General features: G+C 66.4%; 24 protein-coding genes. 5 read left to right on the forward strand and 19 right to left on the reverse strand.

What is annotated here, in order from left to right:
* The 9 genes from ACUXVE_RS13150 to ACUXVE_RS13190 all read right to left on the reverse strand — a co-directional run bounded on the left by ACUXVE_RS13150 (position 1) and on the right by ACUXVE_RS13190 (position 7,406).
* Positions 1-1,143 (reverse strand): flagellar basal body P-ring protein FlgI, encoded by a 1,143-nt coding sequence (locus tag ACUXVE_RS13150; RefSeq protein ID WP_025879103.1) that lies wholly within the window; start codon positions 1,141-1,143, stop codon positions 1-3.
* Positions 1,144-1,145: 2 nt separating this feature from the next.
* Entirely contained in the window at positions 1,146-1,838 is a 693-nt protein-coding gene (gene flgH / locus ACUXVE_RS13155; RefSeq protein ID WP_025879104.1) for a flagellar basal body L-ring protein FlgH, read from the reverse strand.
* 22 nt (positions 1,839-1,860) lie between these two features.
* A complete protein-coding gene (gene flgG, locus ACUXVE_RS13160) occupies positions 1,861-2,646 on the reverse strand; it encodes a flagellar basal-body rod protein FlgG (protein WP_025879105.1) in 786 nt (261 codons plus the stop codon).
* A 103-nt stretch (positions 2,647-2,749) separates the two neighbouring features.
* Positions 2,750-3,499 carry a flagellar basal body rod protein FlgF gene (locus tag ACUXVE_RS13165; RefSeq protein WP_025879106.1) on the reverse strand — a complete coding sequence of 250 codons (750 nt, stop codon included), beginning with the start codon at positions 3,497-3,499 and terminating at the stop codon, positions 2,750-2,752.
* A 32-nt stretch (positions 3,500-3,531) separates the two neighbouring features.
* A complete protein-coding gene (flgE, locus tag ACUXVE_RS13170; RefSeq protein ID WP_093818264.1) occupies positions 3,532-4,755 on the reverse strand; it encodes a flagellar hook protein FlgE in 1,224 nt (407 codons plus the stop codon).
* Positions 4,756-4,787: 32 nt separating this feature from the next.
* Positions 4,788-5,471, reverse strand: a complete 684-nt coding sequence (locus ACUXVE_RS13175; RefSeq protein ID WP_025879108.1) for a flagellar hook assembly protein FlgD — start codon at positions 5,469-5,471, stop codon at positions 4,788-4,790.
* Between the two features lie 23 nt (positions 5,472-5,494).
* Positions 5,495-5,902, reverse strand: a complete 408-nt coding sequence (gene flgC, locus ACUXVE_RS13180; RefSeq protein ID WP_093818265.1) for a flagellar basal body rod protein FlgC — start codon at positions 5,900-5,902, stop codon at positions 5,495-5,497.
* A 3-nt stretch (positions 5,903-5,905) separates the two neighbouring features.
* On the reverse strand, positions 5,906-6,301 hold the full coding sequence (flgB, locus tag ACUXVE_RS13185) for a flagellar basal body rod protein FlgB (RefSeq protein ID WP_222389687.1): 396 nt from the start codon (positions 6,299-6,301) through the stop codon (positions 5,906-5,908).
* 160 nt (positions 6,302-6,461) lie between these two features.
* On the reverse strand, positions 6,462-7,406 hold the full coding sequence (locus tag ACUXVE_RS13190; protein ID WP_025879111.1) for a chemotaxis protein: 945 nt from the start codon (positions 7,404-7,406) through the stop codon (positions 6,462-6,464).
* A 132-nt stretch (positions 7,407-7,538) separates the two neighbouring features.
* On the opposite strand from ACUXVE_RS13190, the gene flgA reads away from it, so the two are divergent.
* The 4 genes from flgA (at position 7,539) to ACUXVE_RS13210 (ending at position 10,221) form a co-directional block, all read left to right on the forward strand.
* Positions 7,539-8,195: a flagellar basal body P-ring formation chaperone FlgA gene (gene flgA / locus ACUXVE_RS13195; RefSeq protein WP_445514532.1), complete on the forward strand. Its 657-nt coding sequence runs from the start codon at positions 7,539-7,541 to the stop codon at positions 8,193-8,195.
* 75 nt (positions 8,196-8,270) lie between these two features.
* On the forward strand, positions 8,271-8,576 hold the full coding sequence (gene flgM / locus ACUXVE_RS13200) for a flagellar biosynthesis anti-sigma factor FlgM (protein ID WP_222389682.1): 306 nt from the start codon (positions 8,271-8,273) through the stop codon (positions 8,574-8,576).
* Positions 8,573-8,911 carry a flagella protein gene (locus ACUXVE_RS13205; RefSeq protein ID WP_025879114.1) on the forward strand — a complete coding sequence of 113 codons (339 nt, stop codon included), beginning with the start codon at positions 8,573-8,575 and terminating at the stop codon, positions 8,909-8,911. The genes flgM and ACUXVE_RS13205 overlap by 4 nt, the downstream gene beginning before the upstream one ends.
* A gap of 92 nt (positions 8,912-9,003) precedes the next feature.
* Positions 9,004-10,221 carry an ATP-binding protein gene (locus tag ACUXVE_RS13210; RefSeq protein ID WP_093818268.1) on the forward strand — a complete coding sequence of 406 codons (1,218 nt, stop codon included), beginning with the start codon at positions 9,004-9,006 and terminating at the stop codon, positions 10,219-10,221.
* A gap of 71 nt (positions 10,222-10,292) precedes the next feature.
* Here ACUXVE_RS13210 and ACUXVE_RS13215 read toward each other — a convergent pair whose 3' ends face one another.
* Together ACUXVE_RS13215 and ACUXVE_RS13220 are read right to left on the reverse strand one after the other, a co-directional pair.
* Positions 10,293-12,068, reverse strand: coding sequence for an EAL domain-containing protein (locus ACUXVE_RS13215; protein ID WP_088099874.1), 1,776 nt, complete (start codon positions 12,066-12,068; stop codon positions 10,293-10,295).
* Positions 12,069-12,072: 4 nt separating this feature from the next.
* Complete coding sequence (locus tag ACUXVE_RS13220) at positions 12,073-14,175, reverse strand: sensor histidine kinase (RefSeq protein WP_445514533.1); 2,103 nt, start codon at positions 14,173-14,175, stop codon at positions 12,073-12,075.
* 143 nt (positions 14,176-14,318) lie between these two features.
* On the opposite strand from ACUXVE_RS13220, the gene ACUXVE_RS13225 reads away from it, so the two are divergent.
* Positions 14,319-17,078 (forward strand): bifunctional diguanylate cyclase/phosphodiesterase, encoded by a 2,760-nt coding sequence (locus ACUXVE_RS13225; RefSeq protein WP_445514534.1) that lies wholly within the window; start codon positions 14,319-14,321, stop codon positions 17,076-17,078.
* 377 nt (positions 17,079-17,455) lie between these two features.
* On the opposite strand, the gene ACUXVE_RS13230 is transcribed toward ACUXVE_RS13225, so the two are convergent.
* The 8 genes from ACUXVE_RS13230 to ACUXVE_RS13265 form a co-directional block, all read right to left on the reverse strand.
* Positions 17,456-18,001, reverse strand: coding sequence for an Imm26 family immunity protein (locus tag ACUXVE_RS13230; protein ID WP_445514535.1), 546 nt, complete (start codon positions 17,999-18,001; stop codon positions 17,456-17,458).
* Between the two features lie 121 nt (positions 18,002-18,122).
* A complete protein-coding gene (locus tag ACUXVE_RS13235) occupies positions 18,123-19,238 on the reverse strand; it encodes a GAD-like domain-containing protein (protein WP_445514536.1) in 1,116 nt (371 codons plus the stop codon).
* 122 nt (positions 19,239-19,360) lie between these two features.
* The gene (locus ACUXVE_RS13240) at positions 19,361-19,888 is read right to left on the reverse strand and encodes a hypothetical protein (protein ID WP_445514537.1); all 528 of its coding nucleotides are present in this window, start codon (positions 19,886-19,888) and stop codon (positions 19,361-19,363) included.
* A 67-nt stretch (positions 19,889-19,955) separates the two neighbouring features.
* Positions 19,956-20,171: a hypothetical protein gene (locus ACUXVE_RS13245; RefSeq protein ID WP_025879121.1), complete on the reverse strand. Its 216-nt coding sequence runs from the start codon at positions 20,169-20,171 to the stop codon at positions 19,956-19,958.
* Positions 20,172-20,269: 98 nt separating this feature from the next.
* Positions 20,270-21,460, reverse strand: coding sequence for a methyl-accepting chemotaxis protein (locus tag ACUXVE_RS13250; protein ID WP_093818271.1), 1,191 nt, complete (start codon positions 21,458-21,460; stop codon positions 20,270-20,272).
* 174 nt (positions 21,461-21,634) lie between these two features.
* Complete coding sequence (gene hflD / locus ACUXVE_RS13255) at positions 21,635-22,249, reverse strand: high frequency lysogenization protein HflD (protein ID WP_093818272.1); 615 nt, start codon at positions 22,247-22,249, stop codon at positions 21,635-21,637.
* Positions 22,246-23,388, reverse strand: a complete 1,143-nt coding sequence (gene mnmA / locus ACUXVE_RS13260) for a tRNA 2-thiouridine(34) synthase MnmA (RefSeq protein WP_222389673.1) — start codon at positions 23,386-23,388, stop codon at positions 22,246-22,248. Before mnmA ends, hflD begins: the two co-directional genes overlap by 4 nt.
* Positions 23,385-23,846 carry an NUDIX hydrolase gene (locus ACUXVE_RS13265; protein WP_445514538.1) on the reverse strand — a complete coding sequence of 154 codons (462 nt, stop codon included), beginning with the start codon at positions 23,844-23,846 and terminating at the stop codon, positions 23,385-23,387. Before ACUXVE_RS13265 ends, mnmA begins: the two co-directional genes overlap by 4 nt.
* Position 23,847: the final 1 nt, after the last annotated feature.

Genomic DNA, 23,847 nt, shown 5'->3' on the forward strand with positions numbered 1-23,847 from the left:
TCAGATCACCTCGAGCTCGGCGCTCAGGGCGCCGGCCTGTTTCAGTGCTTCCAGGATCGCGATCAGGTCACCCGGTGCCGCGCCAACGGCGTTCACCGCATGCACGATCTCGTCCAGGGTGGTGCCGCCGTTGAACTTGAACATGCGGCTGCCATCGTTGGTGGCGGTGATGGTCGACTGCGGCGTGGCCACGGTCTGACCACCGGCAAAGGCGTTGGGCTGGCTGACGTTGGTGTTTTCCTGGATGGTCACCGTCAACGAGCCATGCGAGATCGCGGCCGGGCCGACACGCACCTGCTGGCCGATGACCACGGTGCCGGTACGCGAGTTGACCACTACCTTGGCCGGTGCAGCGCCCGGGGTCAGTTCCAGGTTTTCGATACGGGCCAGCAGGCCGATGCGAGCACCGGCATCGGTGGGCGCACGCACGGCAACGGTGCCGCCGTCCACGGCACGCGCCGAACCTTCGCCGAAGGCATTGTTGAGCGCCCCGACCATCCGCGAGATGGTGGTGAAGTCGCTGTTGTGCAGGTTCAGGGTGATCTCGCCGCTGGCGCCGAACACATCGGGCAGGGCGCGCTCAACGGTCGCACCGTTGGGGATGCGGCCGACGCTGGGCACGTTCACCGAGACGCGCGAACCGTCCTTGCCCTGTGCACCGAAGCCGCCCACGATCAGGTTGCCCTGGGCAATCGCGTAGACCTGGCCGTCGGCACCGCGCAACGGCGCCATCAGCAGCGAGCCACCGCGCAGCGACACGGCGTTGCCGATCGAGGACACGGTGATGTCGATCGGCTGGCCGGGCTTGGCGAACGGCGGCAGCTCGGCGTGGATTGCCACTGCCGCCACGTTCTTCAGCTGCGGGTTGACGTTGGCCGGTACGTTGACGCCCAGCTCGCCCAGCAGGTTCTTCAGGCTCTGCACGGTGAAGGGCGCCTGGCTGGTGCGGTCGCCGCTGCCATCCAGGCCGACCACCAGGCCGTAACCCACCAGTGCATTGCCGCGCACGCCACCCACCTGGGCCAGGTCCTTGATGCGCTCGGCGCTGGCGGGAGCGGCCACCGCGAAGACCATGAACACGGCACAGTAGAGCGACGCTGCGCGTCGCTGCCAGGAAGAAGAGAAGGAGAGTTTCATGGCCATACTCAGAACGGCGTCAGGCCGGAGTTGAAGAAGCGGCTCAGCCAACCCATCGCGTTGGACTGTGCGACAGGGCCGCGGCCGCCGTAGACGATGCGTGCTTCGGCCACGCGGCTGGAAGGCACGGTGTTGTCCGCGCTGATGTCGCCGGGACGCACGATGCCCTGTACCTGCACCAGCTCATCACCCTGGTTCAGGCGCAGGTTCTTCTGCCCCTGCACCACCAGGTTGCCGTTGGGCAGGCGCTGTACCACGGTCACGGTCACGTTGCCCTGCAGGCGGTTGCTCTGCGCGCTGTTGCCCTTGCCGGTGAAGTCGCGTGCGCCCTTGGCTGTTGCACTGAGGATGTCCTTGCCGCCCAGGGTGACCGGTGCACCGAGAATCGACGGCGTGCCGAGGCTCAGGTTCGATTCCTTGTTGGTGGCGGTGTTGGCGCTGGTCTGCGCGGTGGTGTTTTCCAGCAGGGTGATGGTCAGCAGGTCGCCGACATCGCGCGCACGGCGGTCCGAATACAGCTGCAGGGTCGGGCCGGCGGCGTAGATCGCGCCGGCGGTCGGTTCGGCCTGCGGCGGCATGATCGGCTGCAACGGCGCCATCGTCGGATAGGGGCGCACGTCGCCAGCGATCACGCAGCCACCGAGCAGGGCAGCCACGGCGCAGGCGAGGGCAGTACGGGCGAAGGAAGAAAGGGGCGACATGGCAGTATCCCGGTGAGGGCGGTCAGAGCTTGTTGCTGAGGTAGCCGAGCATCGAGTCGGTGGTCGAGATCGCCTTGGCGTTCATTTCGTAGGCGCGCTGGGTTTCGATCATCGACACCAGCTCTTCCACCACGTTGACGTTGCTGCCTTCCAGCGCACCCTGCACCACGGTGCCCAGGCCGTTCAGGCCGGGATTGCCGTTCTGCGCCGGGCCGGAGGCGGTGGTTTCCAGGAACAGGTTTTCACCACGTGCCTGCAGGCCCGCCGGATTGACGAAGTCGGTAAGGGTCAATGCACCCACTTCCACCGATGCCGCACCGTCGGCCATCTTCACGCTGATGGTGCCGTCGGTACCGATGGTCACCGACTGCGCGCCTTCGGGAATCTGGATGCCCGGCTGCACCGGGTAGCCGCTGTTGGTGACCAGCTCGCTGTCCTGGTTGATCTTGAACGAGCCGTCGCGGGTGTAGGCCGAGCTGCCGTCGGGCATCTGCACTTCGAAGAAGCCGCGGCCGTTGACCATCACGTCAAGCGCGCGGCCGGTCTGCTGCTGGCTGCCCTGCTCGAAGTTCTTGGCGGTGGCCACCACGCGCACGCCGGTGCCGATCTGCAGGCCGGTGGGCAGCTGGGTCTGTGCCGAAGAGGAACCGCCGGGCTGGCGCACCTGCTGGTACAACAGGTCCTCGAAGCTGGCGCGGTCCTGCTTGAAGCCGGTGGTGTTGGTGTTGGCGAGGTTGTTGGAAACCACCGACATGCGCATCTGCTGCGCATCCAGTCCGGTTTTCGCGATCCACAATGCCTGGTTCATCTTCGGAGTCCTGTCTGGGTGAAGCCGGCCGCGCGGTGCGGCCCATGGGGTAGGGAGTGCAAGCGGCGTGCCAGCACCGGCGCGGGCCGGTGCCGGAATTCCGTCAGCTGCCCAGGCGCAACAGGCTGTTGGCGCTGCGTGCGTTGTCATCGCCGTGCTTGATCACCTGCACCTGCATTTCGTACTGGCGCTGCAGCTGGATCATCTGCACCAACGCACCGGCGGCATCGACGTTGCTGCCTTCCAGCTGGCCGCTGTGCACCGCCGTGCCCTGTGCCTGGGCGAACGGCTGCAGCGGATCGGTATTGCGGAACAGGCCATCCAGGCCGCGTTCGAGGCGATCATCCGGCGCCTGCACCACCTTGATCCGGCCGATCATCGCCATCGTCTGCGGGCCTTCGCCCTGCGGGATGATCGAGATCGTGCCGTCGTTGCCGATCTCCATCGCCTGGTAGGGCGGAATCGCGATCGGGTTGTTGTTGTCGTCCAGCACCGGACGGCCGCTGGAGGTCACCAGCTGGCCGTTCGGGGTCACCGACAGCGCGGCGCCACGGGTGTAGGCCTCGCTGCCATCGGTGGACTGCACGGCAAGCCAGGTGCCTGTCTGCAACGACAGGTCCAGCGGCTTGCCGGTGATGTGCTGCGCGCCGGCCGTGCGGTTGAAACCCGCGTCGACGTGCAGTGCATCCACCCGCGAAGCAAAGCCCGGGCCACGGATCGGGAAGGCTTCGGTGTTGGCCAGCGCTTCCTTGAAGCCGGGAGTGTCCGAGTTGGCGAGGTTGTGGCTGAGCGTGCCCTGCGCCTGCAGGGAGGCGCGGGCACCGGTCATCGCCACGTAAAGGGCTTTATCCATGCGGGGAGTTCCGTGACAGGGTCAGCAGGTCATCAACGGATGTTGATGACGGTCTGGGTGATCTGGTCCTGGGTCGTGATCATCTGCGCGTTGGCCTGGAAGTTGCGTTGCGCGGTGATCATGTTGACCAGCTGTTCGGTCAGGTCGACGGTGGAGGACTCCAGCGAACCGGCCTGGATCTTGCCGAGGTTGGAGGTGTCGGCGGCGCCGGTGCGCGGCGTGCCCGAATCGAAGGTCTCCACCCACAGGTTGTTGCCCTTCTGTTCCAGGCCCTGCGGGTTGTTGAAGCTGGTCAGTGCGACCTGGCCCAGCGGCTTGTCGTCGCCGTTGGAATACCGGGCGAACACCACGCCGGTTTCCGAAACGGTGATCTCGTTGAGCTTGCCGGCCGCGTAGCCATCCTGCTGGGTGTTGCGCAGGGCGAACTTTTCCCCGTACTGGGTCGAGCCGCTCACATCCAGCGTCATGTTCAGCACGCCGGCGCCGGTGGTCGGGGTGAAGGTGCCCAGGCTGATCTTGCCGCTGGCCGGCGCGGTCAGCTTGCCGGCGTTGTCGAAGGTCAGCGGGGTCGGCGTACCGGCCGGCTGGCCATCGACATAGTTGTGCACCGTCCAGGCATTGGTGGCCGCTTCCTTGACGAAGTAGGACACCTGGGTATGGCTGACGCCCAGCGAGTCATACACGGTGATGCCGCCGCTGGAGTGGCTGTAGCTGTTGGAATTGGTGGGGTCGAAGGGGTTCACCGTCGGCTGCTTGGCATTGCCGGGAAGGGTGAAGCCGACCTTGACCTCGCTGGTCTGCTTGGGCGGGCTGTCAGTGGTCAACAGCTGCAGGTCGACCAGGCGGCCGGCGTCGAAGTTGGTGCCGTCCGCGTTCGGTGCGAATACCTGCAGGCGAGCGCCCTGCGGGTTGACCACGTAGCCGGCGGCGTCGGTCTGGAAATTGCCGGCGCGCGAATAGACGCGTGCACCGTTCATGTTCATGGTGAAGAAGCCCTCACCGGAAATGGCCATGTCCAGGCTGCGGCCGGTCTGCTCGTTGTTGCCCTGGATGAACTGCTGGGCCACGTTGGAGACGCGCACGCCCGAACCGATCGCGTTCTTGGACAGGCCGTAGCTGGTGGCGGCGAACAGGTCGGCAAATTCCGCACGCGACTGCTTGAAGCCGGTGGTGTTGACGTTGGCCACGTTGTTGGCGGTGACGCTCAGGTCCGAGTTGGCAGCGTTGATGCCGGACAGGGAAATGTTGAAGCCCATGGGATGCTCCTGTTGGATGCGGTAGGTGCGGCTCAGCTGACGCGGAGCACGTAGTCGAGAGGGGCCGTGCCCAGGCCCTTGAGGTTCAGGTAGAGGCCGTCGGAACCGACGGTCACGCTTTCCACCGGTGCCTGCACGAAGGTGGACAGCTTGGTGCTCTTGCCGGTGGTGTCGACGTGGTTGGCGACGATGTTGTACTTGCCCGGCTCCATGCGCTTGCCGTTGGCATCCTTGCCGTCCCAGGTGAACGCGGTCTCGCCGGCGGCCTTGGCTTCAACGCTGATCGAGGTGACCTTGGCGCCGTTGGCGTCGGTGACGTCCACGGTGACGATGCCGGCGGCCGGCGCGGCAACCGTGCCCTCCACCGAGCCTTCCTTCTCCAGCACCAGCTTTTCCGACGGCACCAGCACCTGGTGGCCGACCAGGGCGGCGCCACGCAGCACCTGGTCGCTGGCCATCGACTCCTGGAAGCCCTTCACCGACTTGTTCAGATCGGTGATGCCCTGCACGGTCGACATCTGCGCCATCTGTGAGACCATCTGCGTGTTGTCCATCGGCTTCAGCGGATCCTGGTGCTGCAGCTGCTCGGTCATCAGGCGCAGGAAATCGGCCTGGTCCAGCGTGTTCTTCTTCTTGGTGGCGTTGCTGTTGGGGGCGTTCAGGCCGAGTGCGGCGTAGACGTCCTGGTTGCTCTGGTTGTTGACGGCGGTGGTCATGGCGGTGTCCGGTGCAGCGGGCCTCAGCGGCCCATGGTCAGGGTGGCCAGGGCCAGTTCCTTGGCGGTGGTCAACATCTCCACGCCGGCCTGGTAATTGCGCGAGGTCGAGATCAGGTTGACCATCTGCGCCACCGGATCGACGTCGGGCTGGTAGATGTAGCCATCGCCGTCGGCCAGCGGATGGCCCGGTTCGTAGCGCTTGATCGGCGCCGCGTTGCTCTGGGTGATCTCCTTGACCTGCACCGAGGTGATGTTCGGATCGGTCTTGCTGGTGACCGCCTGGAAGATCGGTTCCAGCGGCTTGTACACCGCGTCGGCCGAGCCGGCGACGCTGTCAGCGTTGGACAGGTTGGAGGCGATGGTGCTCATGCGCACCGACTGCGCCTGCAGCGCGGAGCCGGCGATATCGAAGATCGGCAGGTTGCTCATGGCTTATTGCCCCGTGATCGCGGTGAGCATGGAACGCACCTTGCTTTCGACGAAGCTCAGCGAAGCGCGGTATTCCAGTGCAGCGCGGCCATAGGCGGCGCGTTCGGCATCGGGGTCGACGGTGTTGCCGTCGATGCTGGGCTGTACGCCCTCACGGGCCACCTGGAACGGGTTGAGGCCACTGCCGACTTCGTAGTGCTGCTCGTTGGTGGTGGTCATCAAGCCGTTGGCATCCAGCCCCTGCGCATGGCGAAGGGCCGAATCGAAGTCCAGGTCCTGGGCCTTGTAGCCGGGGGTGTCGGCATTGCCGAGGTTGCTGGCGATCAGCTTCATGCGCTGTTCGCGCAACGGCATTGCCTGGGCATGGACGCCCAGGTAGTCGGTAATCAGGTTGCGCACGGTGCACTCCCACGGGAACGTTGCCCGGGAAGCTGCAAGCGGTGTGCCAGAACCGTGGTGCGCAGCATCGCGCTCGCCGGGCATGGCCCGGCGCTACCGTGGGTCGGAGCAGGTGTCTGGTAGCGCCGGGCCATGCCCGGCGCAGACGCGTGCGGCGGCCTTACGCCGCCATCGCCACCTTGCGCAGGCGGTCCAGCACGAAGTCGGCCAGCTCGTGCGGCGAATACTTGGCGACGAAGGCGTTGGCACCCACGCGCTCGACCATCGCATTGTTGAATACGCCCGACAGCGAGGTATGCAGCAGCACGTACAGCCCGGACAGGCCGGCATGGCGCCGGATTTCCGTCGTCAGCGTGTAGCCGTCCATGGCCGGCATCTCGATGTCCGAAATCACCATGGCGTAGCGTTCGGCCGGGTTTTCACCCGAGGCATGGATCTGCAGCAGGTGGTCCAGCGCCTGTTTGCCGTCCGAGAGCAGGGTCGCGCCCACCCCCAGCTGGTCCAGCACGCTGCGGATCTGCTGGCGCGCCACCCGCGAATCATCCACCACCAGCACCTGCAGCTGCGGAGCGTCGGCGGGCATCGCCATGGCCGGGTCGAGCACGGCCTCACCGCGCACCTGGGCGATGTCGGCCAGCACGCTTTCCACGTCGATCACCTGGATCAGCTCGCCCTGGAAGCGGGTCACCGCGGTCAGGTAGCTCGATTCAGCGCCCAGTTCCGGCGGCGGGTGGATGTCTTCCACCGCGATGTTGACGATGCGCTCCACGCCGCTGACCAGGAAGCCCTGGATCGAGCGGTTGAACTCGGTCACCACCAGGTAACCGGGTGCGGTGTCCGCATCGGGCTCGCGCTCGGGGTGGCCGATGGCCAGGCCCAGGTCCAGCACCGGCACCGAACGGCCGCGCACGTCGGCCACGCCGGCGAACTGGCCGGGCAGGCCTGGTACCTGGAACAGTTCCGGGCGGCGCAGCACTTCCTGCACCTTGAAGACATTGACGCCAAAAAGCTGACGTCCGCCGAGGCGGAACAGCAGCAGCGCCAGGCGATTGTGGCCGGCCAGTCGGGTTCGCTGGTCGATCCGGTTGAGCAGGTCATGGGACATGGCTGCTGTATCGGCGCGGGCAGGGTGGAACTTGAGGGCGAGTGCAGGGCCGGGGCCGGGAAGCTGTCTGCCCTGTGCCTGTGGCACGCAGCTTGCACGCGTCTGGGCCAGGTCTTACCGACAGGAGGCGCCATGCGCCGCATTGCTTCTTTCCTTGCCATTGCCATGGCCGTAGCCGCGCCGTGGGCAACCGCAGCCGACTGGCAGCCGGTGGCCAGCATCCGTGCTGCCGCGTTGTCGACCCTGGCCGCCGGCACTGAAGGTGAGGCGATCGTCGCCGATGCGCTGCGCCTTCCAAAATGCGGCGGCACGTTGCAGGTGCAGCCCACGGCCAACACCACCGTGGAAGTGAGTTGTCCCGACGCCGGTGGCTGGCGCCTGTTCGTGCCGGTGAAGGTGCGCCGCAACCAGACCGTGCTGGTGCTGACCCGTGGCATCGGCACTGGAGAATCCATCGCCGCTGCCGATATCAGTACTGCCCAGCGTGACGCGGCACGGATTGCCGGCGCAGTGCTGGCCGATCCTGCCGCAGCGATCGGCCGCATCGCCCGTCGGCCGTTGCCGGCGGGAACACTGTTGTCGAGCAACGATCTGGTTGCACAGCGTCTCATCAAACGAGGAGACAGTGTGGCACTGGTATCGCGGCGTGGTTCGGTCGAGGTCCGCATCGCCGGCCGCGCACTGGGCGATGCCGGGCAGAACGAGCGCGTCTCGGTGGAAAACCTGTCCTCGCGCCGTATCGTGCAGGGCACGGTGGACGCGGCCGGTGACGTAATCGTGGCGCGTTGAAATAATGCAGAATTCCCCTAAAGATCACGGCCCTGCGGCCGTTATCCCTTGTGTACGGCAACTCCAGGACACCCCATGAGCCAGAAAATCGACGGCAACCTGCAGGTCCCCCAGGCACTGCGCAGCGTGACCACCCCGGCCGCCAAGCCCGGCGTCAGCAGCGATTCGGCGGCACGTCCAGTCGAGGCGGCCGACAGCCTGCGCCTGACCGGCGAAGCCACCAACCTGCAGGCCATCGAGCGTGAGCTGAGCACCGCCCCGGCGATCGACGCCCAGCGTGTTGCAGCGGTGCGCGAATCGCTGCAGAACGGCACCTACAAGATCAATCCGGACGCGATCGCTTCGCGCATGCTTGAACTGGACCAGCAGCTGCAAGGATGACCGCGGCGATGAGCGAGCCGCTGCAGCGCCTTGCCCAGGCCCTGGACGTTGAACGCCAGGCCCTGGTCGAGCACGACGTGCACGCCCTGATCCGTGCCACCGGCGCGAAGCTGGAAGCGCTGCGTGCGCTGGAAGGCGCGCCACCGGTGGGCGAGGGCGAGCAGCTGCAGGAACTGGCCGAGCGCAACCGCGCCAACGGGGTGCTGCTGTCGCGGCGCCGGCGCGAGGTCAACTGGGCGCTGCGCCAGATGGGCCGCACCGAGGAGTCCTCGGCATACGATGCCAAGGGCCAGTCGCATACCGTCACCGCACGGCGGCCACTCGCCGTCGCCTGACAGGACCGGCGGTCGGCTGACCGCCCGATGGCGGCTGTAGGCCGCCGCATGAACGCGTATATTGGGCGCCTGTTTGATCGCCCCGAGCCGCCGTGTCTGCCGCCAACGTTCTGGTTACCGCCCCCCTTCCGCCGCAACCGGTGCTGCAGGCCCTGCTTGAGCGCCTGCGCGAAGGCCTGCTGCTGTTCACCGAAGATGGGCAGGTCGCCCTGGCCAACCCGGCCGCGCAGAGCCTGCTGGGCAGCGATGAAGGCACCTTGCCGCCGCCGCAGCGCCTGCGCCGGCTGCTGCCGCCGGATGCGCTGGAACATGCGCGCCAGCACGGTCACTGGAACGGCAGCCTGCCGCTGGGCGAGGGCGTGGTCATCGCCCACCTGTACTTCCATGGCGAACCCGGTTCGGGGCACTACCTGGCCTTGTTCCGCCATATCGAAGGCCAGGAAGACTACGAACGCGAACTGCAGCAGCGCCATGCCGAACTGCGCCAGGCCTACCTGCGCCTGAACGGCACCCAGGAAAAGCTGCTGCAGTCGGAGAAGATGGCGTCCATCGGCCAGCTTGCCGCCGGCGTGGCGCACGAGATCAACAACCCGATCGGCTACGTGCATTCCAACCTGGGCAGCCTGCAGGAATACCTGCGCAGCCTGTTCACGGTGATCGAAGCCTACGAGCGCGCCCTGCGTGCGCCCGACCCGAAGGCGTTGATTCCGGAAATCGACGATATACGTGACCGCCTGGACATCGATTTCATCAGCCGCGATCTGCCGCAGCTGATGGCCGAGTCACGCGAAGGCATCGAGCGCGTCACCCGCATCGTGCGCGACCTGAAGGACTTCTCCTATTCCGGCCGCGACGAGTCGTGGAAGCTGGTCGACCTGCATTCCGGCCTTGAATCGACCATCAACATCATCTGGAACGAGCTCAAGTACAAGGTGCATCTGGTGCGCGAGTTCGGCCAGCTGCCGCTGGTGGAATGCCTGCCCTCGGAGTTGAACCAGGTCTACATGAACCTGCTGCTCAACGCCGGCCACGCCATCGCCGAGCGCGGCACGATCACCGTGCGTACCGGCGTGGACGGCGACACGGTGTGGGTCGAGTTCGAAGACACCGGCGGCGGCATTTCGCCGGAACTGCGCCAGCGCATCTTCGATCCGTTCTTCACCACCAAACCGGTGGGCAGTGGTACCGGCCTGGGCCTGTCGATCTCCTACAGCATCATCAACAAGCACCACGGCCGCATCGATCTGGACAGCACCCCAGGCGTCGGCTCGCGCTTCCGCCTGGTGCTGCCGATCAAGCAGCCGCGCTGATCGTGGTCGCCGGGCATGGCCCGGCGATACCCCCGTGACCGGTAGCGCCGGGCCATGCCCGGCGGATGCGGTTACCGCAGCGGCGAACGATCCTCACCGCCGTCGGCCGGCTCGACAGCCGCCAGGCCACCGTTGCTGCGCCGCTGTTCCTCGTAGGTGCGGAAGGCCTGGTGGATGTGCTTGCGCAGCTCGTCGTCGTTCCACGGCTTGGTCAGGAACCGGTAGATCGCACCGCGGTTGATCGCATCAGTCACTGTGTTGAGGTCGGTGTAGCCGGACAGCACCAGCCGGATCGTGTCCGGGTACAGCATCTTCACCCGGCCCAGGAACTCGGTGCCGCTCATGTCGCTCATGCGCTGGTCGGACAGGATCACCTGCACATCGTTGATGGCCAGCAGATCGAACGCATCACGCACGTTGCCTGCCGCCAGGATGCGGTATCCATCGCGGCGGAACAGCCGCACCAGCGAGCGCAGCACGTTCTCCTCGTCATCCAGCAGCAGCAGGGTGCGGTCCGGGCGGGTTTCGGCGAACGCTTCGGGACGCAGGTAGCGCCGGCGCAGGGTCATGCCGGCGGCATCGGCGGACATCGGTTCGCCGAACAGGTAGCCCTGGAACACGTCGCAGTCGTTGCGGCGCAGGAAGCCCAGCTGTGCCTGCGATTCCACGCCGTTGGCGATGACCGTCATGCCCAGCTGGTGGCCCATCGCAATGATCGCGCGTGCGATCGCCGCTTCACGGTTGCCGGCCGGGGCGCTCTTGATGAAGCTGCGGTCGATCTTCAGCTTGTCCACCGGGTAGCGCACCAGCGCGCTCAGGCTCGAATCGCCGGTGCCGAAATTGTCCAGGCTCAGGCTGATGCCTTCGTTGCGCAGGTTGGCCAGCGTTTCGTGGACGAAGTTGACGTTGTTGGTCAGCGCGCTTTCGTTGATTTCCAGCGTCAGCATCTGCGCCGGCACGCCGGACGCCTGGATCACGCCCATCACTTCGGCGAAGAAGTTCGGGCGCAGCAGCTGCAGGGTGGATACATTCACCGCGATGGTGAAGTCATCAAAGCCCTGGTCGCGCCACAGCCGGGCCTGCTTCAATGCGCCTTCCAGCACCCACGTACCAATCTGCACGATGATGCCCAGGCGCTCGGCGGTGCGCATGAAACGCTCCGGCACCAGCATGCCCAGGGTCGGCGACTGCCAGCGCAGCAGCGCCTCCATGCCCACCACATGGCCATCGCGGGCACTGACCAGCGGCTGGTAACGCAGCTTCAGTTCGCCGTTGGGAATGGCATCGACGATCTGCCGCGCGATGATGCTCTCGCTGTGCGCGCTCGGCGGCGTGTCCACCGCGTGGATGCGCACCGCATTACCGCCTTCGCGGGCGGCCTGGTACAGCGCGTCCTCGGCATGGTCGAGCAGGCGCGACGCACTGCTGGCGTGCTCCGGGCACAGGCTCACGCCCAGCTTGCCGGTCATGAACAGCGTATAGGGCAGTACCGACAGCGGCAGTTCCATCTGCTGGCGGATCTCTTCGGCGAAATCCTCGGCCAGGGGCAGATCGGCGGTGCGCGGCACGGCAATCAGGAACTCATCGCTGCCATGCCGCCACAGCATGCCGCGTCCGCGCAGGTAGGACTGCAGGCGCTGGGCTACCAGCACCAGGGCCTGGTCACCAACCTCCGCACTCATGTTCTCGTTGACCGAGGCGAAGTGGTCGATGTCCACATGCATCAGCATCAGCGGGGTACCTCCCGAGGCGGCTTCAGCGACCATCGCCTGCAGCTCGGGGTTGCCGGCGCCGAGGCGATCAGGTGCATCGTCGATGCTGACCGGGGGCAGGTTGGGGTTCCACATGGGCTCAGTATTCCGCTGACTCGACGGCCGCCGTAACAGCGGCCTGGTAAGGAAGGTGGACATCGACGAGGGTGCCGGCGCCGTGCGCCGACTCGATCCGCACGTGGCCACCCACGCTCTGCGCACGCTCGCGCATCACGATCAGGCCCAGGCCGCGCGGGCCATCCGGGTCGAACCCTTCGCCATCGTCACGGATCATCAGGTGCAGCCCGCGCTGGTCGACATCGCGCAGCTGCAGCACCACCTGGCTGGCGCGCGCGTGGCGCAGTGCATTGGTCAGGCTTTCCTGGGCGATGCGGAAACAGGCCTGCTCGATGCTGTTGTCCGGGCGCGTGGGCAGTGATTCGATCTCGGCCTGCAGCTCGACGGTGGACGATCGGAACAGTACGCGTGCCTGCCAGCTCAATGCCGCCTCCAGGCCCAGCGCATCCAGCTGCGGCGGCCGCAGCAGGGTGGAGATGTCGCGCAGCTTGGCAACGGTGGTATCGGCCAGGCTGACGATCTGTGCCAGGTCCTCGCCGCGCCGCTGCGCATCGTCCTCGTCCTGCGCTGCATAGGCCGACAGCTTGATCGCGGTGATCGCCTGGCCGATGTCATCGTGCAGGTCGCGCGAGATTGCCCGGCGCTCGTCCTCCTGCAGCGAGAACAGGCGGCCAGCCATCGCCTGCAGCTCGCGGTTGCTGGTCTCCAGCGCGCTTCGGGTCTGTTCGGATTCACTCAGGTCGCGCACGATCAGCAGCTTGCAGTCGCGGCCGCCGTAGCGCACGTCGCCCACCGCAATGCCAGCCTGGAAGCTGCGGCCATCGGCGCGCTGCATGGCCACCACACTGCTGTGGTCCGGGCTGTGCTGCAGCTGCCCGGCGCCCATCTGCGCGCGCATCCGGGCCAGGTCGCCGCCTGCCACCAGGGCCGACAGCGGCTCGCCCAGCAGCGTGTGGCTGCCGTAGCCGAACAGGCCGGCCGCCCACGCATTGGCATACAGCACATGTTCGTCGGACAGGATCACCACGCCATCGGGCAGCACCCGCACCAGCTCGCGGAACTGCTCTTCGCGTTCGCGCAGCAGGCGCCGCGACTGCTCACGCTCGGTCACGTCCTGCAACGTGCCCAGTATCCGGTCACGTCCGGCTTCATCCACGCCGCTGGCGGCGCGCAGGTGCACCATCAGCGCACGGCCATCCATTGCCAGCACCGGCAGCAGCACGTCCACCTGCACCTGCTCACCCGAGCACAGCTCGGCCAGCACCTGGTCGGTCTGTGCGGCCGTGGCCGGGTCGGCTGCCACCAGCAGCTCGTCGAAACGGTGCCAGCGTCGCGCCTCGGGCGGGCGACGGCCCAGCAGGCGATAGACCTGGTTGGAGTAACGGCCCTGGCCGGTGGACGGGTCCAGCTCCCACGCGCCGATCCGGGCCAGCTCGTGGGCTTCTTCCACGCGGGCCAATGCCTGGTCGCGCCGCAGCTGGGCCAGGTCTTCAGCGGTGCGGTCGATGGCGATCAGCAGGCGCGCAGTGTGGCCGTCGTAGTCGATCGCGTTCGAACGCAGTTCCATCTGCCGCAGGCTGCCATCACGCAGCTGCAACTGCGCGCGCAGGATGCACAGCTGCTCGGGCGCGCCGCGGATCTCCTCCAGCTTGGTCTGCAACGCCTGGTCCTGGCCGGGTGGCCAGAGCACGTCGATGGTCTGCGCCAGAAGCGCCTCGCGGTCCCAGCCGAAGGTGCTGCAGGCCGCCGGATTGGCATCGAGGATGGCCAGGCTGTCCAGGTCATACACCAGGATCGGGCCCGGGTTGCCCTCGAACATCTGCCGCAGGCGCAGTTCGGAGGCCTGCAGGCGGGCATGGGTGTGCAGCACGTGCTCGGCCAGCGGCCGCAGCAGCAGGTACAGCAGGCCGGCGCTGGCCAAAGCGAAGAACGCGCCCTTCATGCTCTGCCAGAGCGCCGCCTGCTGCGGGTCGGGCACCAGCGCGGTCACCGCGCCGTCGGTGGCGATCATCCAGGCCAGCGCCATCGCCAGGTAGCTCAGCACGATGCGCCGACGGTCGCGCCCCAGCGCCTGCGCCATCCGCGGGTCGGGAACAGGGGCGGTGCCGGTCGGTTCTACGGGCATGGACAGGGCAGGGAGGCGGGCAGGGAGAAGGGGTGCGGGCCATCTTACCGCGCAGCTGTGCCCTGGCCACTCAATTATCCGCCGCAGGCGCCGTTAACCACTGCGTGCCCCGCTGTCGGGCGTTTCATCCGGAGCAAGATCGCGTGGACCAAGGGATCATCGCCAGCCTGCTGCAGCATCCGCTCGCCTCGGCGCTGGTCATCGTCGACCGCAGCGGGCGCCCGCTCGCGGCCAATCCGGCTGCGCGCGAGCATGGCCTGCCGGCCACGGTGGCCGCCTACGCGCCGATGCTGGAAGACCTGCGCCTGCTGGCTGCCGACGGTGGCATCGTCGCCTGCACGCTGCCGGGCGGCCCGCGCGGTCACTACGATGGCCACCTGCGCGCCGTGCACGACGGCAGCGGCAACCTGCTCGCCTTCACCCTCAGCGTGCCCGAGCCGGTACCGGTTGATGGGGGCGGTCGCTGGGAACTTGCACTGGACAGCGCCGGCCACAGCCTGTGGGACTGGGACATCCCCAGCGACCGGGTGGCGCGCACGCCCGCGCTGGGTGAGGAAACGGCCACGCAGATACTGGCGCGCGTGCACGCCGACGACATCACCCAGGTGCGCGCCGCGCTGGATGAACACCTGCACGGCGACAGCGAGCAGTACAGCGCCCAGTTCCGCTTCCGCCAGGCCGATGGCCAGTGGCGATGGGTGCTGGACCGCGGCCGGGTGGTGGCCCGTACCGCCGACGGCCAACCGCTGCGCATGGTCGGCACCCATACCGACATCGAGCAGCAGAAGCAGCTGGAAGCCCTGCTGCAGGAGCAACAACTGCATCTGCGCGAAGCCCAGCGCATCGCCAGCATGGGCAGCTGGTCGTTCGATCCGCACAGCCGCCAGTTCTGGTGGTCGCCGGAACTACGCTCGCTGCTGGCGCTGCGGCAGGACAGCATCCCGGGGCAGCGACGCTGGCTCAAGCAGCTGCACCCGCGCTCGCGTGGTGCACTGCGTGCGGCCTGGCGCCGCCTGTGGCGCGATGGCCGGGCCGCCAACCTCGAACTGGAACTGACCCGCGGCAACGAACCCTCGCAGCATCTGCGGTTGTGGATGCAACCGCTGCTGGACATGGACGGGCAGCCCAAGCGCCTGCTGGGGCAGGTGCAGAACATCACCGAACAGCATCAGACCGATGCCCTCATCCGCTGGCGTACCGAGCTGCTCAACCGCGTGTCCGCGCTGGGTCGCATCGGTGGTTGCGAGATCGAAGTGGCGACGCGCAACATGCAATGGACCGAGGAGTGCTATCGCATCCACGGCCTGCGCAAGGAACCGATCACCCTCGACCAGGCGCTCGCGTTGTATGCCGAGGATTCGCGTGCGGCGTTTGAAGCGGCGCTGGGGCGCATTGCCGGTGGCGGCCTGCCAGAGCAGCTGGATCTGTGCTTCTACCGCCAGTCCGGGTTGCGCGTATGGGTGCAGGTGCTGATCGAACTGGACCGTCGTGATGGCCTGCCGCCGCGCTTTGTGGTCCTGTTCCGTGACATCACCCGCGAGCGCGAAGCGAACGAGCGGATTGAACTGCTTGCCCACTACGACCTGCTGACCGGACTGCCCAACCGGGTGCTGCTGGGCGAGCAGACCTCCGAAGCCATCGAGGAAGCGCGCGATCGCGGCACCTCGCTGGCGATGCTGTTCATCGACCTGGACGGCTTCAAGAACATCAATGACAGCTTCGGCCACGCCACCGGCGATGCGCTGCTGAAGGCCGCCGCCACCCGGCTGCACCAGAACCTGCGCAACAACGACCTGTTCGGCCGCTTCAGCGGCGACGAGTTCATCGTGGTGCTGCGCGACCTGGCCGAACCGGAAGATGCCGGGCACGTGGCGCGCAAACTGATCAATTCGCTGGCCGAGCCGCTGCGCCGTGGCGACACCACCTTGAAAGTGGGTGCCAGTGTGGGCATCGCCATGCTCGGCGAGAGCCAGACCGACTTCGATTCATTGCTGCGCGCTGCCGACGCGGCGATGTACGCGGCCAAGGAAGCCGGTCGCAACACCTACCAGTATTACAGCCAGGACGCGCTGGCGCGGATCCAGCGCCGGCTGGAGATCGAGCACGGCCTGCACGGGGCCATCGAGCGCGACGAGTTCAGTCTGGCCTATCAGCCACTGCTGCACGCCCATCACGGCGAGCCCCCCGCAATCGAGGCGTTGCTGCGCTGGCATCGCCCGGGCATCGGCTACTGCAGCCCGGCAGAATTCATTCCGATCGCCGAAAAGTGCGGCGAAATCGTCCGCATCGGCGACTGGGTATTGTCCGAAGCCTGTCGCCAGGCAGCCGCGTGGGATCGTGCCGGCCTGCAGTTCGAGCGCATCGCCGTAAACGTGTCGGCGGTGCAGTTGCGTGATCGTGGCTTTGCCGAGCGCGTGATCGAGATCTGCCACGCGCACGGCTGGCCGCCGCAGCGGCTGGAGCTGGAGCTGACCGAATCGGCGTTGATCCGTGACACCGACATCCTGCGCCACTGCTTCGATGTGCTGGAACGGCACGGCGTGCCGCTGGCGGTGGACGACTTCGGTACCGGCTTCTCCAACCTCAATTACCTCAACCGTTTCCCGGTCGGCCGCCTGAAGATCGATCGCAGCTTCGTGCAGGGCATGCTGCATGACTCGGGCACCGCCGAGGTGACCCAGGCCATCGTCCATCTTGGCCACGCACTGGGCATGAAGGTGGTGGCCGAGGGCGTGGAAACACACCAGGAAGAGGACATGCTGCGCCGTCAGGGCTGCGACGAGATCCAGGGCTACCTGTACTCGCGCCCGCTCACACCGCGCGACCTGGCGCAGTGGCTGCGCCAGCAGCACCTCGCCCCAGGGCGAACCGATGCGGCCAGTGAGATGGTGCTGGCGCGCTGACGCACTCATCCACGCATGGCGTGGATCTACTTCTGGGCCAGCCTTGGTGGGTGCCGACCGTTGGCAAGCTTTAGTGGGTGCCGACCGTTGGCAAGCTTTGGTGGGTGCCGACCGTTGGCAAGCTTTGGTGGGTGCCGACCGTTGGTCGGCACTGATGCCTGCACTCGCGACCATCCACACATGGCGTGGATCTACCCCTGGGCTAGCCCTGGTGGGTGCCGACCGTTGGTCGGCACGAATGCCTGCACGTGTGATCATCCGTAAATGATGCAGGCCTGCGGTGCGTGTGACACCGATATGGCTATCGTACAGCGACGTCCGACTACGAGTCGTTCTTTCTGCCAGTGCCTGATGATGAGCTGCTTTCGCAGACAGACCTACTCTGCCCAACGATGAGGGAGGGAGTCGATTGCCAGCCATACCTTGAAATTGTTCAAGGCGATCAGGGGAGGTAGAGCCATGGCATCCCCTTCGGTTGCAGGGCAATGAATGGAGTTGGTCGCGTTCACTTTGCTCCAGTCCCCGGGTACGCCGTAGACGAAGAAGTACTGTTCAAGGTCAGCCGCATGGACCAGTTCATGTCGACCAATGATCCGCCACTCTCCATCCTGATCGATCTTCCTATCAAAGAGTGAGTAACTATCCAGAATGACCGGGTTCATCAGGGGCGTAGATTGCTCCAGATTGAAATCGTCAAAGGTCGGCTCTCCGCGGCGGGTTTCAAAGATGTGGGCGGAATGACCCATGAGGTTCTTGGCAATGATCTGTCCGAAGTAGTAAAGCCCATCATTGCGAGTAAAGCAGAATATGTCGCCTGCGCGGATGAAGCGGAGCATCGTTCGATGCTTCTTGGTCCAGCCATTGAGAAGGTCACCGGTGATTCCAGCTTCTTTCTTCGTCCTCTTTGGTGCTGGCTTCGCCATAGGGTTTCACTCAATGTCCGATTCAGGAGGAGTCGAGTATTGAAGAAGCTGATCACCAGGGTCCATGCAAACAATCCGAAACGGCCCGCCCTACCCAGCGACATCCACGCATGGCGTGGATCTACCTGTTGCCGGCATCCGGTTGGCTCGGCGGCTTACCGGGCGCTATCCCGGCAAGCGCTTCCAGCTCGGCGAGGCGATCCGCCTTCACCAGGTGCGCCGCATTCCAGCCACCTTCGGAAACCGCAGGCGAAAAGCTGTAGATCTCATCGAGAGCCAATGGCCCTAGTCGTTCACGAGCACGTTCATACAGAGGCTGCTCATCCTCGTCGGTGACATCAAGATAGGGGCCATCAAGCAGCGTCAGCAGGTACTCCAGATGCCAGTCGCGTTCAGCTGCGTCGCCGGGGCTTGGTGCATCCGAGTCCGCTGAGACGTCTCCGCTGTGTGCATCGACGCTGATGTGTATCGCGGTAGTCTCACCGCACATCAGGATCTGGCCGAAGGCTGTCACGGCATAAACGTGAAACGTATCTACATCTCCCAGTGGATTGCCGCGCAGATACCCCTCGACAAGCGATGTGTACCGCCCGGGATCAACCATCGCCAACTTGTCGCCGCGATAGCGTGCGAACCCATCGCGGCGCCACAGTGCCAGCAGCAGGTTGGGCAGCACGCCTTCCCATGCCGCGAGGGTGGCGTCGGGAACTGCTTCAGCCCTGGAGCTCGGAATGAAACCCTGAAGAAACTCGCCGGAATCCAACCCTGTCGCAGACAATTGGGGGCTCGGCACGGCCAAGGCATTTGAACTCGTTCCGCTTGGCAGGCGGTCAAGGAAGGAGAGCAGTGCCTCCGCACGTGCAAGCTCCCGGCTCCCCTCGTGAGTTGGAATGACGGTCGCTGAGCTTCCGGAGACAATCAGCAGTGTCCCCGCAGCAAGCCCGTGCCAAGGCTTGGCCAGCACCAGATAGCGTTCTGGTGTTTCGTCGAGATCAGCGTCCAGGATGACGACCTGCGGACCACCCTGCAGGCAGCCGGCGGAGACCTCGACGGTTGCGTCGGTTGCACCTGCATCAGGATCGTTCACATCCATAGGCGCGGAGTACGGCTGCTGGAAATCGCCGAACGACTGGAGAGCTTGATGAAGCGAAAGTAGGGAGTCAGGATCCAGGGCAAGCGGTTCTGCGGCAACCGGGAGCTGCAACGCAACTGAAAGGCAGAGGGCGGCACTGGTCATCGGGCTGAGGGCTGATCTGAACCGAAATCGGCCCTGCACGATGAAGGTCGGCTCGGCGGAGGTCCATGCAAAGAATCCGAAACTGCGCGACTCCCCCGACAATATCCACGCATGGCGTGGATCTACTGCGGCGCGGTAACCAGCCGCTGCGGGAATTCGGACCGCAGCCGTGCGCGTACCGCTTCGACCACCTCTGCATAGCGTCGGCGCTGGATGAAGTAGCCCATGTAGAACAGCGGCAGGGCCACCAGCATCGGCCACGCAGCGGGCCGGACGAGGATGACCGGCACCAGCATCAGTGTGAGGCCCAGCGCGAACCAGCTGCACAGTCCGAGCACCCGCACCTCCCTGCGCCGTGCGTCGATCATCACCCGCCCGCGCATCAGCGGAAAGTAGCGACCGCCAACGCTCGGTGCGAAGCTCTCGCGAAAGGCGACACTGCCGTCCGGCAGCCCGCGGAATACCAGGCGAAGCCAGGTATCGGCCGGCAGGTCATGCTCCAGCCCGGCCAGTGAAAGCTGCGCCAGCTCTGCCGGCGTAGCGGCGATGCGCCGGTTGAACAGCGCGATGCCTGTGCGGAAGAAGAACGGCGCCCAGAGGACCAGCAGCAGGACTTCGATCAGCAGCAAAGCGATCAAGGCGATGGCCATCGGTCTTCCATGAAAGGGACCGGCGCATCATGCCACGTGGGCAGATGCATCCACGCATGGCGTGGAGCTACTTCAACGCACTGCCATCCAACCCCAGGTCCCACGCCAGACCCAGCACGTCATCGCCGGCTGCCGGTGGGGCAGGGCGCGCGTCGGCCAGCTTCTGCAGCTCCTGGATTTCTTCGCGGGCCACCTCTTCCAGCTGGCGCAGCTGCTCACGTACGCCCGCATTGCGCGGACGCTCGTTCTCGTTGATCGGGGGCAGGGCGCGGATCAGGGTCATGGTGCGCTTGCAGGATGCATCCAAAGGCGGGTCACACGCAAAGGCCCCGGCAGAACCGGGGCCTCGCACGCTGCCGGAAGGGGCAGCGGACATCAGGATCAGAACAGCTCGACCGTACCGGCGCCCATGCTCTGCTGGGCAACCGGCTTGTGCGGCGGGCGCTCCCATTCGCTGCGCAGTTCGCGCAGGCGGTTGCCGGTGCGCTGCAGGGCAGAGGCGATTTCTTCGTCGAACACGCCGCCATTGCGATGCAGCAGTTCCTGCAGGGCCACCGCTTCGCGGTTGATCGCGGTCAAGCGGTCCAGGTGGGTATGCACGCCACCCAGGGCCTGGGTGGCGATGTCCTCGAACTGCAGGGCACGCACGGCTTCGGCCACGCTGCCATCGATCGAGCGCGCGCAGTCGGACACTTCGCGCATGCCGTCACCCAGCGAAGCGTTGATCTGCGCCACGTTGTCCAGCATCGCCGCCGCTTCCTGGCGCGCTTCGCGGGAGCGGTCCATGTCACGCGAGGCCATGTGCGAAACCGTCTCGCGGACCTTGGCGATGGCGTCCTTGGAGCTGTGCGCCAGCTTGCGGATCTGTTCGTTGAAGGTGGTCGAACGCTCGGACAGGTTGCGGACCTCGTCGGCAACCACGGCGAAACCACGACCGGCTTCACCGGCACGCGCAGCTTCGATGGCAGCGTTCAGCGCCAGCAGGTTGGTCTGGTCGGCAATCGACTTGACGTCTTCCAGCAGCGCGAAGATGCCATCCAGGTGCTGCGCCATCTGGTCGATGTGCTGCACGGTGGTGCTGCTCTGGCCGCTGACCTGCTCCAGCGCTTCCACCAGCTGTTCCATGCGGTGGCTGGCGTGCTGGGCGAAACGGGCAACGTCGAGGCCGGCGCCGCCTTCGTCACCGGCGCGGTCGACGATGCGTGACAGGGCCTGGCTCTGCTGGCGCGACTTGCGGTTCATGGCATCGAAGCTGCCGCCGAGGCTGGAGACGGCCTGGCGGATCAGGTCGCGGGCGCGTTCCACTTCACCACGCGAACCGTCGATCTCGTTGCCGACGAAGTTGCGCAGTTCGGTCAGCAGCTGGTCCTGCTCACGCAGGACACGGGCATGTTCCGGGGAACGGTGCGCCTGGGCGCGGGCGGTCCACCACGCAAAGCCGAGCCAGCTCAGCGTCATCGTGGTCAGGATCGCCCAGCGCAGGGCGGCCGGCCATTCGAAACCGATGGCGAAGGGGAGCAGCAGGGTCAGGGCCAGGGGGGCGGCCAGACGGATGAAAATGCGTGAGTACATGGACGTTCTCGGGAGGTGCACGGAGGATGTATCGGCCGTACCCCCTTTCTCTTTAACGTCGATGTGCTCTCTGAATGCGCCGGATTTCCGGCGCCGTCCGCCGGGCATGGCCCGGCGCTGCCCTCGCGGCGCTCGATCGGTAGCGCCGGGCCATGCCCGGCGGGCTCCCCGCCCTCAGGCCAGCTGCCGGTCCACGGCCTCGACCATCGCCTTGCGGCTGAGCAGGAAGTCCCAGTAGCTGCCACCCAGCTGCCGCCACAGTACGGCGGCGCGCACGGCGGCCAGCAGCAGTGCACGGATCTCGGCCACCACGCCGGCCTGGCCCAGGTAATGCGGGTTGCCCTGCACCATGACCCGCGGCTTGAGGTGGCTGATGGTGTCCGCATACAGGCCGCCCAGCGCGGCCAGAACATCCGGGTGGCCGCTGTCACCCAGCTCGGTGGCCTGGCGCTGGGCGCGCTCGATGCCCGAGGCGACCTTGTTCACGGTGGCGCCGTCCTGCACGAACCGGCGCTCCAGCTGCAGTACCGACAGGGCCAGCTTGGGCAGGATCGGGTCCTGGCCCTGGCTGCGGAAATAATTGTGCAGCAGGCGCAGGCCGGATTTCAGGGCGTGCCGATCGCCAAAGACCGCCTGCGGCGAGGCCGCATCGATGCGGAACACGCTGTCCACGGCGGTGCGCACGGCAGCGGCGTCGGAGTGGCCGGTATCGGCGATACGGCGTACCTGCTGCAGGGCCTGGGCAATGCCGGCCAAAGCCAGAACGCGGTCGTCGACAGTGAAACTCATGCAGCGATTACCTCAAAAGGAGAAGGGGTGGTGCGCAGGCGCTGTTCCAGCGGCGCGTCGGTGGCGGCGATCACCGCGCCACCCAGGCAGACCTCACCGTCATACAGCACCAGCGATTGCCCGGGGGTGACTGCACGCTGCGGCCGGGCGAAGGTGACCTGCACGCTGCCGTCGTCCAGCACGTCCACCGTGCACGGCTCATCGGGCTGGCGGTAGCGGGTCTGCGCGGTGCATTCAAAACGCCGTGCCGGCGGTGCGCCGGCAATCCAGTGCGCGGTCTCCGAGCGCAGCCGGCTGGACAGCATCCACGGGCTGTCACGGTCCTGATCCACGTACAGCACGTTGCTGGCCACGTCCTTGCCGACCACATACCAGGGCGCGGCAGGGCGGCCGCGCACGCCGCCGATGTTCAGGCCTTCGCGCTGGCCCAGGGTGAAATAGAAAACGCCGGGATGTTCGGCGATCACGCTGCCATCGCCAGGATCGAGGATCTGCCCGGCCTTGGCCGGCAGGTAGCGTCCAAGGAACTCACGGAAATCGCGCTCGCCGATGAAGCAGATGCCGGTGGAATCCTTCTTGGCGTGGGTCGGCAGGCTGACGTCGCGGGCAATCCGGCGCAGGTCGCTCTTTTCCAGGTCACCAATCGGGAACAGGGTGGCCGCCAGCTGCTCCTGCCCCAGCTGGTGCAGGAAGTAACTCTGGTCCTTGGAGCGGTCGGCGCCGCGCAGCAGCAGCCACTGATGGCCGCGCTGGGCAATGCGCGCGTAATGGCCGGTGGCGATCCGCTCGGCCCCCAGTTCGCGGGCCGCATCAAGGAAGTGCTTGAACTTCACTTCGCGGTTGCACAGCACGTCCGGGTTCGGCGTGCGGCCGGCGGCGTACTCGGCCAGGAAGTGCTCGAACACGCCCTGCCAGTATTCGTTGGAGAAATCGCGGAAATGGAACGGAATGCCCAGCAGTCCGCAGACCGCTACCGCGTCGCGGCGGTCGTCCTCGGCGCGGCAGTCACCGCTGCCGTCGTCGGCCCAGTTCTGCATGAACAGGCCGGCCACGGCCTCGCCCTGCTGCACCAGGCGCCAGGCAGCCACGGAAGAATCCACGCCGCCAGACACGCCAACCATCACCCGAGGGCTGCTCATGCGACCTCCCGGACCAGTGCAAGCGGATAGCGCTGGCCGGCCAGGTAGTCGGCCAGCACCTGCCAGACCAGCGGGCTGCGCTGGCGTCCGGCGGCGGCCTGCAGTTCGGCCGGGGTCATCCACAGCGCCCGATCGATGCCGGCATCCAGCGGCCGCGCCGGGTCGTGCGAGACCGGGCGCGCGGCATAGCAGAAGCGCAGGAACGGGGTGCCGTCACCGGCGGTCCACTGGTAGCAGCCGATGAAGGCGGTCAGTTCCACCGTCCAGCCGGTTTCCTCGACGGTCTCGCGCAGGGCGGCCTCGGCCAGGCTTTCACCCGGCTCCAGATGCCCGGCCGGCTGGTTCAGCACCTGCCGGCCCTCGATGGTTTCTTCCACCAGCAGCACCCTGCCGCCGTCGACCACCACGGTGGCGACGGTTGCATGCGGTGCCCAGCGCGGGTCCGGCGAGGCGTTCAAC

The sequence above is a fragment of the Stenotrophomonas sp. 3(2025) genome (assembly GCF_052665395.1).

Bases quoted from the DNA above. Each gene is read 5' to 3' on its own strand.
- ACUXVE_RS13245 (WP_025879121.1), bottom strand. From the start codon at position 20,171: ATGACCCTGATCCGCGCCCTGCCCCCGATCAACGAGAACGAGCGTCCG.
- flgM (WP_222389682.1), top strand. From the start codon at position 8,271: ATGAGCCAGAAAATCGACGGCAACCTGCAGGTCCCCCAGGCACTGCGC.
- ACUXVE_RS13220 (WP_445514533.1), bottom strand. From the start codon at position 14,175: ATGCCCGTAGAACCGACCGGCACCGCCCCTGTTCCCGACCCGCGGATG.
- flgG (WP_025879105.1), bottom strand. From the start codon at position 2,646: ATGAACCAGGCATTGTGGATCGCGAAAACCGGACTGGATGCGCAGCAG.
- ACUXVE_RS13175 (WP_025879108.1), bottom strand. From the start codon at position 5,471: ATGACCACCGCCGTCAACAACCAGAGCAACCAGGACGTCTACGCCGCA.
- hflD (WP_093818272.1), bottom strand. From the start codon at position 22,249: ATGAGTTTCACTGTCGACGACCGCGTTCTGGCTTTGGCCGGCATTGCC.
- ACUXVE_RS13215 (WP_088099874.1), bottom strand. From the start codon at position 12,068: ATGTGGAACCCCAACCTGCCCCCGGTCAGCATCGACGATGCACCTGAT.
- mnmA (WP_222389673.1), bottom strand. From the start codon at position 23,388: ATGAGCAGCCCTCGGGTGATGGTTGGCGTGTCTGGCGGCGTGGATTCT.
- flgA (WP_445514532.1), top strand. From the start codon at position 7,539: ATGCGCCGCATTGCTTCTTTCCTTGCCATTGCCATGGCCGTAGCCGCG.
- ACUXVE_RS13240 (WP_445514537.1), bottom strand. From the start codon at position 19,888: ATGGCCATCGCCTTGATCGCTTTGCTGCTGATCGAAGTCCTGCTGCTG.
- flgC (WP_093818265.1), bottom strand. From the start codon at position 5,902: ATGAGCAACCTGCCGATCTTCGATATCGCCGGCTCCGCGCTGCAGGCG.
- ACUXVE_RS13235 (WP_445514536.1), bottom strand. From the start codon at position 19,238: ATGACCAGTGCCGCCCTCTGCCTTTCAGTTGCGTTGCAGCTCCCGGTT.
- ACUXVE_RS13165 (WP_025879106.1), bottom strand. From the start codon at position 3,499: ATGGATAAAGCCCTTTACGTGGCGATGACCGGTGCCCGCGCCTCCCTG.
- ACUXVE_RS13230 (WP_445514535.1), bottom strand. From the start codon at position 18,001: ATGGCGAAGCCAGCACCAAAGAGGACGAAGAAAGAAGCTGGAATCACC.
- ACUXVE_RS13150 (WP_025879103.1), bottom strand. From the start codon at position 1,143: ATGGCCATGAAACTCTCCTTCTCTTCTTCCTGGCAGCGACGCGCAGCG.
- flgH (WP_025879104.1), bottom strand. From the start codon at position 1,838: ATGTCGCCCCTTTCTTCCTTCGCCCGTACTGCCCTCGCCTGCGCCGTG.
- ACUXVE_RS13250 (WP_093818271.1), bottom strand. From the start codon at position 21,460: ATGTACTCACGCATTTTCATCCGTCTGGCCGCCCCCCTGGCCCTGACC.
- ACUXVE_RS13190 (WP_025879111.1), bottom strand. From the start codon at position 7,406: ATGTCCCATGACCTGCTCAACCGGATCGACCAGCGAACCCGACTGGCC.
- ACUXVE_RS13205 (WP_025879114.1), top strand. From the start codon at position 8,573: ATGACCGCGGCGATGAGCGAGCCGCTGCAGCGCCTTGCCCAGGCCCTG.
- flgE (WP_093818264.1), bottom strand. From the start codon at position 4,755: ATGGGCTTCAACATTTCCCTGTCCGGCATCAACGCTGCCAACTCGGAC.